Genomic DNA, 12,881 nt, shown 5'->3' with positions numbered 1-12,881 from the left:
CCAAGGGCCTGTGTTAGGCTCCGTTTCAAATAAACATCACTGCCAAAGGAGAGCGGTATGGAAATCAATATCGGAATTGCCGAGCAAGATCGTGCGGCCATTGCAGATGGGCTCTCTCGTCTGCTTGCAGATACCTACACGCTGTATCTGAAGACCCATAACTTTCACTGGAACGTGACAGGGCCGATGTTCAACACGCTGCATACCATGTTCGAAACCCAGTACACCGAACTGGCTACCGCAGTTGATGATATTGCCGAGCGCATCCGCGCATTGGGATTCGCTGCACCAGGCACCTACTCGGCTTATGCCAAGCTATCTAGTATCAAGGAAGAGGAAGGCATTCCAGAAGCACAGGAGATGATTCGCCTGCTCGTACAAGGCCAGGAAGCAGTCGTTCGTACCGCTCGTGGAATTTTCCCGATTGTAGATAAGGTCAGCGACGAGCCAACAGCCGACCTGCTGACTCAACGCATGCAAACGCATGAGAAGACAGCCTGGATGCTACGCAGCCTCCTGGCCAACTGATAGAAGCCCGGCAAACGCCGGGCTTTTTCATTTTTTCCTCTCATTCTGATGGCATCATCAGGCCATTGATTGAGTAGCCTTCACCTTTACGGTTAAATAACGCTGTGCGTATCTGCGCATAGGTCGATCATTCATAGCCATGCGTTTCAGGCAACAACAGCGATCGACTTGCTATTTCTCCAAGGTGACATCATTGAATACGCTTACACTTGTTCACATCGCGTCTGGTGCGATTGCACTTTCGATAGCCGTGGTTTCCTCTCTACAAGCAGATAAACCCAGCTTTTTTCATCATCATGAAGCCTTGCACATGGCTTTTCTTGGTCTTCTCTTGCTGATTACGACCCCTTCCGTCAGCAGCAAAAATAAGGGAGCTACGCAAACCATCACCTCAACGCTGCTGATAGCAGCTGCATGCCTTCAAGCATTGGAACTCTTGGCTCCTGATGCCTTTCCTGGCCTACCGCCCCTGGTCAGCATCAGCCTGCCGATTGCAATGATTGCAACGCTGGTCAAGCTGTTTGCAGCCTTTAAATCGTCCAAGACAGGCAGCTACAACAAGCACAGGAAGACACGACACAACGTACAGGATGCACTTCCTGCAGAGGGCCGTGAAATAGGCACTGTAAAGTGGTTCAACACCTCGAAGGGATTCGGATTCATTTCACGCGATCAAGGTGACGATATTTTCGTTCACTTTCGAGCTATTCGGGGCGAAGGTCATCGCGTCCTGGTAGAGGGCCAGCGTGTCGAGTTTTCTGTTATTCAGCGTGACAAGGGGCTTCAGGCAGAAGACGTGACAGTATCGTTTGCACGTTAACCCCTTCAAAGGCGGCTCCTTTGGGAGCCGCCTTTATCAACATCAATAATGAGGTGGCGGAGCATCGTCCTCGACCGCTCCTTGCGAAACCGCGATTTCAGCCTGCCTTCTCGCAAGCTCTTCGATCTGCAGCTTCATTCGATCCAGCGCTCTCTGTTGCTCGACAATAATATCGTTCAAGGTCTGGATCAGATCGTCCTGAAACGCTTGTCGCATTTCCAACTCGTTGATTCGCTCTTCAGCCGTCATGCTTGTCACCCTCCCACTTTTCGGCAAAAAGGGACTTGAGGTCGTTCAGGCATTTTTCAAGCTCGCTTTCACTATAGGCTTTTGCAGGCCTTTTACCCCATACAGGGCCCGGCCACGCTAAATCCTCTTCAAAACGAGCCACTATATGAATATGAAGTTGCTTAACTATGTTTCCCAATGTGGCGACATTTATCTTTGCCGCCTGGGTGTAGTCTTTTAAACGCTGTGCAACGTATGACGACTCCTTCATCAGTTGCATCTGATCCTCTAACGACAACTCAAATACTTCGCTGATATTAGATCGCCGGGGTACAAGGATCAGCCATGGATAGTTGGCATCCTTCATTAAAAGCAACTTGCACAACGGTAAATCGCTTACCTCTACAGTATCCGCCCCAAGGCGCTCATCAAGATCAAACATAGTTACCTTCCTAACTAAAAACGGGACGGACATTGACGTCCTTGCACCAAAGCAGTTCAGCTACGCCTTTCATCTGAAAGAGTGCGCCTCAAAAGTGTGCATGCACCGAGTGCAAGTCATTGATTATCTACTTGATAACGTGCTGATGGCACTTTGTGCACACTCTTTGCTTAGCGTTCGAGCATCTTATCAGGAGGAACTCTTATCAATCCGGATGAGGTTGATAAGGCATCTTTCTGATTCTAAAAAATTATAGAAAGCGCCCATAAAAATTCGATGGGAACTTTCAAGCCTGACACTAGAGTGCTATAAGTTGGCACCAACAAGAACAACCAGTCACGTTTAACGATGACTGATATTTCAATCCAAAGGAGCAATCATAATGCAAGTGATGAAGTGGAGCGTCATCGCCCTCGCCGTAGCGGCAGGGACGACCCAGATGGCATTCGCCAGTCAGCAGTCTGAATCCAAAGGCTTTATTGAAGACAGCAGCCTGACGCTGACCAACCGCAACTACTACTTCAATCATGACAACAAAGACGGTAGGGACGATGGTCGTGACTGGTCGCATGCACTGCTAACTAACTTTCAGTCCGGCTTTACGCAGGGCACAGTTGGCTTTGGTGTCGATCTCTTCGCCAATATCGGTCTGAAACTCGATAAACGTTACGGTGGAGCTGGTAACGTTCCGGTTCACGACGACGGCAAATCACCTGACGATTGGGAGCACGTAGGCGGGGCGGTTAAGCTGCGTGTATCCAACACTGTATTGAAATATGGCCAGATGGCACCTACCGCTCCGGTATTTGCAATTGGCGGCTCCCGGATTTTCCCGCAAACAGCCACGGGCTTTAACCTGCTGAGCAGCGAGATTGAAGGTCTTAAACTTGAGGCAGGGCATTTTACATCCGGAACAGGCCCTACTGGCCAAAGCAACCGTGAGCCATTAAGAACCGCTTACACAGGCATTGATGCCAAGGACGTTGACTACCTCGGAGGCAGCTATGACTTGGCTGAAGGGTTAAGCCTTAGCCTGTATGGATCTGAGTTCAAGGATATCTGGCGTCAGTACTACGGCAATGTTAACTATGCGCTACCCCTGACTGATCAACAGGCTGTTACTTTCGACTTCAACATCTACCGCACGCTTGATGAAGGAAGCAAGAAAGCAGGTAACATTAATAACACTACATGGTCTTTGGCTGCAGCCTATTCACTAGACGCTCACACGTTTACGCTGGCCTATCAAAAGGTACATGGCGACACCCCATTTGACTATGTAGGTGTTGGCGAAGAGAACAGCGGCGGTGACTCGATTTTCCTAGCAAACTCGATTCATGTTTCTGACTTTAACGGTCCTGGCGAGAAATCTTGGCAGGCTCGCTACGACTTGAACATGGCGAGTTTTGGCGTACCGGGTTTGAGCTTCATGACACGTTATGTCAAAGGCTGGGACTCAAATGGCTCTAGGATTGACGTAAATACCAGTGGCTATGTTGATGATGATGGCGCCTCTCTGTACGGAAGCGACGGTAAGCACCACGAGTGGGATCTGGAAGCTAAATATGTTGTTCAGAGCGGTCCCGCCAAAGACCTTTCCATCCGTGCACGCCAAGCCTTCCACCGAGCAAACAGCGACTATGCCGATCGTGATACCAACCAGTTCCGCCTGATGGTGGAGTACCCGCTGAGCATTCTGTAATACAGAACTCATTAGCAATACCTAAAATGCCCGGCCATGCCGGGCATTTTACTTTTCCTGTCACACCCACTTCTCTCTAGTGCTTGCCCCTCTCGCCTGTACGGCTAGGAAAGCCCACCGTACAATGCAGTTTTCGCTGATCAGAAAAGACCTGCCCTCATGCGTACTAGTCAGTATCTTCTCTCTACCCTGAAAGAAACGCCTTCTGATGCCACTGTCATCAGTCATCAACTCCTGTTACGCGCCGGCATGATCCGCAAGCTGGCGTCCGGCCTCTATACCTGGCTGCCGCTGGGCCTGCGTGTATTACGCAAGGTCGAGACTGTTGTACGCGAAGAGATGAATGCGGCCGGCGCTCTGGAAGTACTCATGCCAGCCATTCAGCCCGCCGAGCTGTGGCAGGAATCAGGCCGCTGGGAACAATATGGCCCCGAGCTGCTCCGCCTCAAGGATCGACATGAGCGCGACTTTTGCGTAGGCCCAACCCATGAGGAAGTGATTACAGATCTGGCGCGCAACGAGCTCAACAGCTATAAGCAGCTTCCGATCAACATGTACCAAATCCAGACCAAGTTTCGCGATGAAATTCGCCCTCGCTTTGGCCTGATGCGTGGACGTGAGTTCGTCATGAAGGATGCCTACTCCTTTCATATGACTCAGGAATCGCTGCAGGAGACCTATGATCGGATGTATCAAGCCTACTGCAACGTATTCACCCGACTCGGGTTGAACTTCCGTCCTGTTCAGGCTGATAACGGCTCCATTGGCGGAAGTGGCTCCCATGAATTCCATGTACTGGCCAGCTCCGGCGAAGACGATATCGTATTCAGTGACAGCTCCGATTACGCAGCCAATATTGAAAAGGCTGAGGCGCTACCCCGTGAAACTTCACGCGGCGCGGCTACTGAAGAGCTTCGCCTAGTTGATACACCAGACACCAAAACCATCGCGGCGCTGGTAGAGAACTTCAATCTGCCGATTGAGAAGACGATCAAGACATTGATCGTACATGGCGTGGAAGAAGGCACGCTCGTTGCGCTCATCATTCGTGGCGATCATGAGCTGAACGAAATCAAGGCCTCCAATCTCGAACTTGTTGCCTCCCCTCTCGAATTTGCTACTGAGGCGGAAGTTCGTGCAGCCATTGGCGCAGGCCCTGGCTCCCTAGGCCCGCTGAACCTTCCGATGCCTTGCGTCATCGATCGCTCGGTTGCCATGATGAGCGACTTCGCAGCAGGTGCAAATATTGATGACAAACACTATTTTGGAGTGAATTGGGAGCGTGACCTGCCGCTGCCTGAGGTCGCTGATCTGCGCAATGTGGTGGCAGGCGATCCCAGCCCCGACGGCAAGGGCAACCTGGTCATCAAACGTGGCATCGAGGTCGGTCATATTTTCCAGCTTGGCACCAAGTACAGCGAAGCAATGAACCTGACCGTCCTGAGCGAGCAAGGAAAGCCCGTCAAACTTACCATGGGCTGCTATGGCATCGGCGTGTCTCGTGTCGTCGCGGCAGCCATCGAGCAAAATCATGATGAACGCGGCATCCTGTGGCCCGATGCGCTTACTCCCTTCCACATTGCGCTGGTTCCTCTGAAGTATGAAAACGAGCGCGTACGGGAAGCAACGGATCAACTGTATCAGGCGCTAACTGCTGCCGGTTATGAAGTCCTGTTGGATGATCGTGACAAAAAGACAAGTCCCGGCGTCAAATTTGCAGATATGGAGTTGATCGGCATTCCTCACCGGATCGTAGTAGGTGATCGCGGCCTTGCTGAAGGTACTTACGAGTACAAAGGACGCCGCGAGCAGGACAACCAGAATGTGCCGATCAATGAATTGCTGCCATTTTTGGAAGCACGCATTAATCGTTGAGCCAAGCCATGCCTGTAAGAAGCCCTTCTTTTCTCCTTTCCGTCACGCTTGCCAGCGTGACGGTGCTTTCTGGGTGCGCCAATCACTTACCGCAGCGCAGCGAGCACGAGGAGCGCGTCGATCGCAAATTGATCGAACACAGCCTGCAGATCAATGCTGGCGAAAAAGAAGTGCTCGAACTGCCACAGCGACGAATCAAGGTACTCGATCAACATCGTTATGAAGTGACTGATTTCGAAGTAACACGTCATTACGATCGGTATACGCCTTATCAGCCCTGGCGGGAGCTTTATGAGGTTCCGCTGGGAGCTGTAACACTCGTGGCAGGCATAGGCGCCAATATTCTCAATGTGCCTCTTCTTGGCAGTCTTCCTGAAAGCGCAACACATGGACTGGTCGTCTATGGGCTGGACGGCCTTAACCCGTTCATGAACGTGGCGTCCAATGGGCGCTCCGAGCAGAACCTGGCCAGCATTGATGAAAAGCAGCTCGATAAACGCGTCGAATACACCAGCCTTCCCTGGGCTGAGCGCCCCGTTGAAGTCAAGGCGGGCAAGGCTCGACATGAGCTGCTGACCGACCAAAACGGCTTTTTGCGTCTGAACCTGCTGGAAGACCCTTTTGCAGGTCATGACATCAGCGGCATTGGCAAGCTGGACATCACGGTTATCGACCCTGAAGACCAGACCAAAGCCGAGCGCACGTTAACGGTAAGCCGCAGCCTGCGTAGCAAACTTCTGGAGGCCCATGAGCTTATTTACGATGATCTTGAAGAGGACGATGTGACTCGCTGGGTTCATCGTGTAAAGCGCTTGTCTGAACTAGGCCTGGAAGAAGAATCCAGCGAACTGGAACAGAACCTAATCGAGCTGACCCACAATGATCCGGAGCTGCAAAATGAGTTTATCACTGCATTAGCCAAAGCAACCGGAACACCCAAGACCATCAGCCAGTAAGCATCTATATGGTTGTTAGCGCCATACTGTAAAGTTACCAAGCCCCAATAGCGCATGATCCTGAACCAGGACTTGATTGACATTCGCCTGTGCGGGGCCATGACGAAGCCATGCCAGAAACTGCTCTACCGCTTCTGGCTCGCCTTCACATTTTATCTCGACACGCCCATCGTCCAGGTTTCTTACCCACCCTGTGATACCTAGGCGCTCTGCCCCTTCCCGGGCACTTTCTCGATAACGGACGCCCTGTACCCGTCCGTCGACGTGGATATGCCTTGCCTGACTGCTCATGATGACTGCTTCTCCAGCTCAGCGATACGTGCCTGTATGACCGCAGCCGTTTGCTCCCCTACAAGCTTTTCCCTGAAACGGCCTTGGGGGTCAACAAGATAGGTGGCTGGCAGGACGTTGCTGACCGGCAGATCGAAATGCTTGGCAGGATCCTTTTGGAAAACGGTGTATTGAATACCCATCGTTTCTGCACTCTTATGCAGTGCATCGTCCTGCTGGTGATCGTAGTTAACACCTAGCACCCTTATCTCAGCATTAGCTTTGGCCAAGGCATTGAGCTGGGGGATTTCCTTGTGACAGGGCCCGCACCACTCTGCCCAATAGTTAATGACCAACCACCGCCCGTCCAGCTGAGCGTTATCGATTTTATGGCCATACTGGTCATTTCCGTAATCCGGCGTACAGGCTGCCAACAAGAAACTGACGGCAAGCAGGCCGCCACGTAACGCTTTAGTAATCATGTTGACTCCATGGAAGATACTGGTTTGGCTTCAGGTTTCAGCCACTTGGCGAGACTGCCGCCCAGAAGTTGCTCACGTTGCTCATGAAGCTCTTTAAGCGCTTCAATCAGAGGAGGATACCAGTCACCTGTACAGCGCTCGACCTCAGGAAGGCGATCGATCTCTGGTAGATGCCATGGGCTCTTTTCCATCAATTGCGTCAGGGTGAATGTGTTGAGATCCCGGCAGAGCACCCATCTTCCACTACTGGTGTGGCACACCAGTTTTTCTTTCTTGAGAAAGTCCAGAATGGGTTGCCATTGATCCTCAGGCAACTTCCAGCCGCTTTTCTGGAGCTCGACAAGATCGAGCGAGGCGCCTGTCTGTTGCCGATCCAGAAAGACACGAAGTACGCCCAGCAAGACAAGAAACGTAGGGATTGGCTGTCGGCGCCACTGCTTGGAGGAAGAAAGGTTGCACACCAACTCAGCGCCAAAAAGAACGATCAGCCAGGAGACGTAAATCCAGACCAGAAAAAGCGGAATGGTCGCAAAAGCCCCATAGATCAGCTTGTAGCCCGGAAAAAACATGACATACAAGCCAAACAGTGACTTGGCCGCTTCGAATAGCACTGACGTAAAGATGCCTCCAACCAATGCATGCTTGAGCGGAACACGCGTGTTTGGTACCGCGGCATAGAGCAAGGTGAAGGCAGCCATACTGAAGAATAATGGCATGAACTTGAGCAGCACGGCTGTTCCCATGACTGCGTATCGACCTGACATCATGGACAGCGACGCGATATAGGTGCTGATCGCAAAGCCTGCGCCTAGCAAAAGAGGCCCCAGACTGAGGATTGCCCAATACAGGAGAAAACTGGACATGCCTCGACGAGGTTGGGAAACCCGCCAGATGTCATTGAAGGTTTTTTCAATGGTCACCAGCATGGTAAGGGACGTTACCGCCAAAAGCGCAACACCCAGCCATGTCAAGTGGCGGGCCTGCTCGATAAATCCACGCAGGTGCTCCTCCAAGGTCTCGCCGGTCGAAGGGACGAAGTTATGAAAGATGAATATCTGAATCTGCTCTTCTGTTCCCTGAAAGGCGGGAATGGCAGAGAGCATGGCAAAGGTCACCGTCATGATGGGAACGACGGCAAACAGGGTGGTGTAGGTCAAGGCCGCCGCGTTGTTGGGCGCTCGATCGCCAAGAAAGCGTTTGACCAGGAAACGGCCCCATTCAAATGTGTCGCTCAGGCGCTGACGCATTCTATTTCCTCAACCATGCGTGAATCGTCTTGAATCCAATTACCCGGCACAATGCTCGTTCAGACCACCGGAGGCCCGTTAGAATAGCTGTCACCTCCACAACGATGCGACCTTTTCAATGAGCGAATCGATACTCTTCCACAATCCTCGTTGCTCCAAGTCCCGCAGCGCACTCGAATTGCTGCAGGAAAAAAAACTGGACCTGCATGTGGTTCGCTACCTTGAAACGCCCCCTACCGCCGCAGACCTCAAGGGTATTCTGCTTAAACTGGGCATCCCGGCTCGTCAGCTTCTGCGTACCGGCGAAGAGGAATACAAAGCGCTAGGCCTGGCGGATGAAACTCTTTCTGAAGACAGACTGATTGAAGCCATGGCGAGTCATCCGAAACTGATTGAACGCCCCATTTTCATCGTAGGCGACAAGGCGGTCATTGGCCGTCCGCCAGAAAAGGTTCTGGAGATACTGCCATGAGTGCTTCCTATATCCTGGTGCTTTATTACAGCCGACATGGTGCTACAGCCCAGATGGCTCAGCAGATTGCCCGCGGTGTGGAAATGGGTGGCCTGGAGGCACGTATCAGGACCGTTCCGGGTGTGTCGACAGTATGTGAAGCAACCGCACCGGAAATTCCAAAGGAAGGTGCGCTATATGCCAGCCTTGATGATCTGCGGCATTGTAGCGGACTGGCTTTGGGCAGCCCTACGCGGTATGGCAACATGGCAGCGGCGCTGAAATACTTTTTGGATGGCACGAATAGCTTGTGGCTGACAGGCGAATTGGTAGGAAAGCCGGCCGCGGTCTTTACTTCCACTGCAAGTCTGCACGGTGGTCAGGAAAGCACGCTGCTCTCCATGCTGCTGCCTCTGCTCCATCACGGCATGCTGGTAACCGGATTGCCGTACAGCGAAAGCGCCCTGCTTGAAACCAAAGGTGGCGGCACACCTTATGGTGCCAGCCACTTTGCCGGAACCGATGGCAAGCGGGCCTTGGATGAACATGAGATCACGCTGTGCCGTGCGCTAGGCAAGCGCCTTGCAACCACAGCCCTGCAACTGGAGTCGCGCCGCTGAAGTGCTTAGCTACAGCGCCGTAAACAGGTAGCGGCTCACCAATCCATGATTTCCTTGACGAACGGAATGGTGAGCTTGCGCCGCGCCTGCAGAGAGGCATGATCCAGGCGCTCAAGCACATCAAACAAGGAGTTCATGCTCCGTGAGCCACGCGTCAGGATATAGCGTCCCACCTCTTCGTTCAGATGCAGACCCCGTCGAGAGGCGCGCAGCTGCAGCGCACGCAGCTTGTCTTCATCAGACAGCGGCTGAAGCTGGAAGACTAATGCCATGGTAAGCCGTGATTTGAGATCCGGAAGCTTGATAGGCAATGACCGTGGAGGCTTGGAGCCAGACAGCAAGAGCCGCTTTCCGGCATCCCGCACACGATTGAAGAGATGAAACATCGCCTCTTCCCATTCTCGCTTGCCTGCCAGGGCATCCAGATCGTCCAGGCAAACCAGCTCGCACTGTTCGAGATTTTCAAACAGCGCGGTTCCATACCCGGAAAGCTCGGCCATTGGCAGATAAACGGCTTGCTCACCCATCTGATAAAACCGCAGGCAGGCAGCCTGCATCAAATGGCTACGCCCGGCGCCTTCCGTTCCCCAGAGGTAGATAAGGCTTTCAGCCCAACCTGCGTCCAGCTCGCATAGGCGCTCGACATAACCCAGCGCCGCCGCATTTGCGCCGGGATAATAATTGGCAAAGGTAGCGTCATCGCGTAGACGCACACCCAAGGGTAACTGTATCGGTTTCATGCCGTGTCTGGCGGCTCGCTGGATTCAGGTCGACCGGGTTTGGAGTAAAGGTCGGAAAGTTTATACAAATCATGGATATGACGCAGCAGAACCATCAAGACGGCGGCTACGGGTAATGCGAGAAGAATACCGCTGAAACCAAACAGTTGACCACCCGCCAGAACGGCAAAGATGACCGCAACGGGATGTAGGCCAATACGATCACCCACCAGAAGCGGTGTCAGCACCATGCCTTCGATCATTTGTCCGAAGACAAATACCACGAGAATGCCCAGCAGCGGATACCAATCAAGGCCAAACTGGAAGAATCCAGCAGCCATGGCTGCCGTGATGCCAACCGCAAATCCCATATACGGGACAATGCTGGCCAGTCCCGCCAGCAGACCAATCAACAGGCCCAGCTCAAGCCCTACCAGCATCAGCCCACCGGCATAGATGATTCCAAGGCCAAGCATGACCATCAGCTGCCCGCGCAGGAAGGCGCCCAGTACCTCATGACAGTCACCCAGCAGCCGAGTCACCAAGCCTTCGTGTCGACGTGGGAGCAGGCCTCTGAGCTTGCCAACCATGACATCCCAGTCACGTAACAGATAAAAGCTTACGACCGGGATCAACAACGTGTTTCCGATCCAGGCCAGTAAAGCAAGACTGGAAGACGTTGCCTGGGCGAGAACGATACCGACGATATCACCGGTACGATCCAGATGGCTGGCTAGTACCGCCTTGATACGATCGAAGCGCCAGAAGCTGTCTGCAAGACCGAATTTGATTTGAATCCATGGCAATGCGGTGAACTGGAGCCAGTCGAGTATGGCAGGCATCAACTCGTAGAGACGGATGAACTGCCTGACCAGCATGGGCACGATGACAAGCAGCATGCCCAGCAGAACCAGCAGGAAGGCCAGATATACCGTAAGCACGGCCAATGTGCGGGAGAGCCCCAGCCGCTCCAGCCGATCTACCAATGGATCACCCAGGTAGGCCAGTAACATGCTGACCAGAAAGGGAGACAGAATAGGCTGCACCGAGTGCAGCAGCCACAGCAAAACGGCCAGTCCGCCAATGACATACCAGCGGCGTGTCGTCATGTTCGTTTCTCGCTAAATAATTTGTGCATAAAGAAAGCCGCTAGGCGAAGGCCAGGCGGCTTGGGAGTGTCTGATGATCGGCCTGCGGTAAGGTCTCTCTTTAGCGGACCCGATCAACGCCAGCGATAATAGAGTACCTGTTGTGCTGGCGCAGGTGCGGGCGGCTGTGAAGCGCCTGGTGCAGCTTGGGTGTCCGGTGCCGCAACGGGCGCGGTGGCATCGACCGGTGCAGAAGATTGCTCCAGATCGGCCAGACCTAACTGTGCATGAAGTTGATCCGGGTTAGCGGTCAGCTGATAGCGAAGCTGTCCATTCTCTGCCTTGAGCAACCGAGCACCCATGGGTTCCAGCAGCTTTTGCAGCTGAGAGTAGCGCTCGAAATTGGCCCCACCCACTACTAGTGTCAGTGCTTGTGTAGAACCTGGCTTGGTAATGAACTGCTTGGCCAGACGTGTACTTAGCTCATGCATGATAGTATTGGCCAGGGCATCCAGATCGGCTCCCTGCGCATTGCCCTGTGCCGAATTGGTCCCCTGCCACATCCGCCATTGAGCCTGCCAGGAACCACCCGATTGCCTGGCATGAACCGCCAGCAATACATCACTGCTATAACGCTTGGAAGCCTCACGCAGAGCGTCTGGCTTACCGGAATCAATATTTTCGGCAGTACCGACCAGCTGTTCACTGAGGTCTGCCAAGGGCAGGACGAGCGGCAGGCCACTGTCCTGAGCGGCCCTTTGCAAAGGAGCTGCCGCTGGCTGGCTGTCACCCACCAGGGCACTACCGCCATCAGAATCATTCAACCACCACGTCATCACGGAGGGGCGATTGGCTCCCCAGATAGGCAGCCCCGCCTGCGTTAGGGTACGGTTGACGGATGCAGGATCGAAATTGACGACCAGCACGGCTGGCGGGCCGGCATCGTAACTGTACTGGGTAATCAGTTGCTGAGGGCTTTTTACCGACTCGGATAAGGCAGGGCTCTGAGCGGCATTCGCATCGCCAGTCAAACGAACCACCAGATCCTGCAGGGCACGCCCCAGCGCAGCGTCGCGCTCTGAGGGCTGCTGGGAGGCAACGGGCTCGCGCACCTGATAAAGGCCTTCCACCAAGGCTGCTGAAGCAGACTGGCTCAGCAAGGGTAGGCAGAGCGTAAGCAGAAAGGCAAAACGACGCATGTAGAGTCTCGGCAAGCAGGAACGAAGAGGCATACCTTAAAAGGCGCCCTGCCCGGCGGCAAGCCTGAGGGCAGGTTATGTGCAGCATCACGGTGAAATCAGACCGCGCTTTATGCCAAAAGGCTCCTTTATGACTGAATAAAAGCTGAATAAGCCTGACAAGGCCATTCGATGACCAACAGTGCCTCGTCAGGAAGCGCCGTTTCCCGATTGCTTCTGGTAAAATCGCCGCCTCTCAAAAGCTGTGCCCGCGG

At 53.4% G+C, this 12,881-nt stretch carries 15 protein-coding genes; 7 read left to right on the top strand and 8 right to left on the bottom strand.

What is annotated here, in order from left to right:
* Positions 1-57 precede the first annotated feature (57 nt).
* Together JQR86_RS05795 and JQR86_RS05790 are read left to right on the top strand one after the other, a co-directional pair.
* Complete coding sequence (locus tag JQR86_RS05795; protein WP_010795189.1) at positions 58-528, top strand: Dps family protein; 471 nt, start codon at positions 58-60, stop codon at positions 526-528.
* Positions 529-721: 193 nt separating this feature from the next.
* Positions 722-1,348: a cold-shock protein gene (locus JQR86_RS05790; protein ID WP_122042025.1), complete on the top strand. Its 627-nt coding sequence runs from the start codon at positions 722-724 to the stop codon at positions 1,346-1,348.
* Between the two features lie 42 nt (positions 1,349-1,390).
* Here JQR86_RS05790 and JQR86_RS05785 read toward each other — a convergent pair whose 3' ends face one another.
* Both JQR86_RS05785 and JQR86_RS05780 read right to left on the bottom strand, forming a co-directional pair.
* A complete protein-coding gene (locus JQR86_RS05785; protein WP_434154476.1) occupies positions 1,391-1,597 on the bottom strand; it encodes a SlyX family protein in 207 nt (68 codons plus the stop codon).
* Positions 1,587-2,018, bottom strand: a complete 432-nt coding sequence (locus tag JQR86_RS05780; protein WP_434154475.1) for an HIT domain-containing protein — start codon at positions 2,016-2,018, stop codon at positions 1,587-1,589. Before JQR86_RS05780 ends, JQR86_RS05785 begins: the two co-directional genes overlap by 11 nt.
* A 382-nt stretch (positions 2,019-2,400) precedes the next feature.
* Here JQR86_RS05780 and JQR86_RS05775 point away from each other — a divergent pair, with 382 nt between their 5' ends.
* From JQR86_RS05775 to JQR86_RS05765, 3 genes are all read left to right on the top strand, one after another.
* Positions 2,401-3,720 (top strand): OprD family porin, encoded by a 1,320-nt coding sequence (locus JQR86_RS05775; protein ID WP_407362095.1) that lies wholly within the window; start codon positions 2,401-2,403, stop codon positions 3,718-3,720.
* A 159-nt stretch (positions 3,721-3,879) separates the two neighbouring features.
* Complete coding sequence (locus JQR86_RS05770) at positions 3,880-5,595, top strand: proline--tRNA ligase (RefSeq protein WP_407362096.1); 1,716 nt, start codon at positions 3,880-3,882, stop codon at positions 5,593-5,595.
* Positions 5,596-5,603: 8 nt separating this feature from the next.
* Positions 5,604-6,551: a hypothetical protein gene (locus JQR86_RS05765; RefSeq protein WP_407362097.1), complete on the top strand. Its 948-nt coding sequence runs from the start codon at positions 5,604-5,606 to the stop codon at positions 6,549-6,551.
* A 15-nt stretch (positions 6,552-6,566) separates the two neighbouring features.
* On the opposite strand, the gene JQR86_RS05760 is transcribed toward JQR86_RS05765, so the two are convergent.
* From JQR86_RS05760 to JQR86_RS05750, 3 genes are read right to left on the bottom strand one after another with little or no spacing between them, the layout of a single operon-like run.
* Positions 6,567-6,842 (bottom strand): acylphosphatase, encoded by a 276-nt coding sequence (locus tag JQR86_RS05760; protein WP_407362098.1) that lies wholly within the window; start codon positions 6,840-6,842, stop codon positions 6,567-6,569.
* Positions 6,839-7,303, bottom strand: coding sequence for a TlpA family protein disulfide reductase (locus tag JQR86_RS05755; protein WP_407362099.1), 465 nt, complete (start codon positions 7,301-7,303; stop codon positions 6,839-6,841). Before JQR86_RS05755 ends, JQR86_RS05760 begins: the two co-directional genes overlap by 4 nt.
* Complete coding sequence (locus JQR86_RS05750) at positions 7,300-8,550, bottom strand: YihY family inner membrane protein (RefSeq protein WP_407362100.1); 1,251 nt, start codon at positions 8,548-8,550, stop codon at positions 7,300-7,302. Before JQR86_RS05750 ends, JQR86_RS05755 begins: the two co-directional genes overlap by 4 nt.
* A gap of 118 nt (positions 8,551-8,668) precedes the next feature.
* On the opposite strand from JQR86_RS05750, the gene arsC reads away from it, so the two are divergent.
* Together arsC and wrbA are read left to right on the top strand one after the other, a co-directional pair.
* Positions 8,669-9,022: an arsenate reductase (glutaredoxin) gene (gene arsC / locus JQR86_RS05745; RefSeq protein ID WP_407362101.1), complete on the top strand. Its 354-nt coding sequence runs from the start codon at positions 8,669-8,671 to the stop codon at positions 9,020-9,022.
* Positions 9,019-9,621 carry an NAD(P)H:quinone oxidoreductase gene (gene wrbA, locus JQR86_RS05740; protein WP_407362102.1) on the top strand — a complete coding sequence of 201 codons (603 nt, stop codon included), beginning with the start codon at positions 9,019-9,021 and terminating at the stop codon, positions 9,619-9,621. Before arsC ends, wrbA begins: the two co-directional genes overlap by 4 nt.
* 35 nt (positions 9,622-9,656) lie before the next feature.
* Here wrbA and hda read toward each other — a convergent pair whose 3' ends face one another.
* From hda to JQR86_RS05725, 3 genes are all read right to left on the bottom strand, one after another.
* Positions 9,657-10,361, bottom strand: a complete 705-nt coding sequence (gene hda / locus JQR86_RS05735) for a DnaA regulatory inactivator Hda (RefSeq protein WP_010795201.1) — start codon at positions 10,359-10,361, stop codon at positions 9,657-9,659.
* Positions 10,358-11,449 carry an AI-2E family transporter gene (locus JQR86_RS05730; protein ID WP_407362103.1) on the bottom strand — a complete coding sequence of 364 codons (1,092 nt, stop codon included), beginning with the start codon at positions 11,447-11,449 and terminating at the stop codon, positions 10,358-10,360. The genes hda and JQR86_RS05730 overlap by 4 nt, the downstream gene beginning before the upstream one ends.
* 113 nt (positions 11,450-11,562) lie before the next feature.
* On the bottom strand, positions 11,563-12,627 hold the full coding sequence (locus JQR86_RS05725) for a DUF2066 domain-containing protein (protein ID WP_407362104.1): 1,065 nt from the start codon (positions 12,625-12,627) through the stop codon (positions 11,563-11,565).
* Between the last annotated feature and the right edge of the window lie 254 nt (positions 12,628-12,881).

The organism is Pseudomonas sp. JZ134 (assembly GCF_051027695.1).
Taxonomy (GTDB): domain Bacteria; phylum Pseudomonadota; class Gammaproteobacteria; order Pseudomonadales; family Pseudomonadaceae; genus Chryseomonas; species Chryseomonas luteola.
This window is presented reverse-complemented; position numbering and strand designations above follow the sequence as displayed.

Bases quoted from the DNA above. Each gene is read 5' to 3' on its own strand.
- JQR86_RS05795 (WP_010795189.1), top strand. From the start codon at position 58: ATGGAAATCAATATCGGAATTGCCGAGCAAGATCGTGCGGCCATTGCA.
- JQR86_RS05785 (WP_434154476.1), bottom strand. From the start codon at position 1,597: ATGACGGCTGAAGAGCGAATCAACGAGTTGGAAATGCGACAAGCGTTT.
- JQR86_RS05780 (WP_434154475.1), bottom strand. From the start codon at position 2,018: ATGTTTGATCTTGATGAGCGCCTTGGGGCGGATACTGTAGAGGTAAGC.
- JQR86_RS05775 (WP_407362095.1), top strand. From the start codon at position 2,401: ATGCAAGTGATGAAGTGGAGCGTCATCGCCCTCGCCGTAGCGGCAGGG.
- JQR86_RS05770 (WP_407362096.1), top strand. From the start codon at position 3,880: ATGCGTACTAGTCAGTATCTTCTCTCTACCCTGAAAGAAACGCCTTCT.
- JQR86_RS05765 (WP_407362097.1), top strand. From the start codon at position 5,604: ATGCCTGTAAGAAGCCCTTCTTTTCTCCTTTCCGTCACGCTTGCCAGC.
- JQR86_RS05760 (WP_407362098.1), bottom strand. From the start codon at position 6,842: ATGAGCAGTCAGGCAAGGCATATCCACGTCGACGGACGGGTACAGGGC.
- JQR86_RS05755 (WP_407362099.1), bottom strand. From the start codon at position 7,303: ATGATTACTAAAGCGTTACGTGGCGGCCTGCTTGCCGTCAGTTTCTTG.
- JQR86_RS05750 (WP_407362100.1), bottom strand. From the start codon at position 8,550: ATGCGTCAGCGCCTGAGCGACACATTTGAATGGGGCCGTTTCCTGGTC.
- arsC (WP_407362101.1), top strand. From the start codon at position 8,669: ATGAGCGAATCGATACTCTTCCACAATCCTCGTTGCTCCAAGTCCCGC.
- wrbA (WP_407362102.1), top strand. From the start codon at position 9,019: ATGAGTGCTTCCTATATCCTGGTGCTTTATTACAGCCGACATGGTGCT.
- hda (WP_010795201.1), bottom strand. From the start codon at position 10,361: ATGAAACCGATACAGTTACCCTTGGGTGTGCGTCTACGCGATGACGCT.
- JQR86_RS05730 (WP_407362103.1), bottom strand. From the start codon at position 11,449: ATGACGACACGCCGCTGGTATGTCATTGGCGGACTGGCCGTTTTGCTG.
- JQR86_RS05725 (WP_407362104.1), bottom strand. From the start codon at position 12,627: ATGCGTCGTTTTGCCTTTCTGCTTACGCTCTGCCTACCCTTGCTGAGC.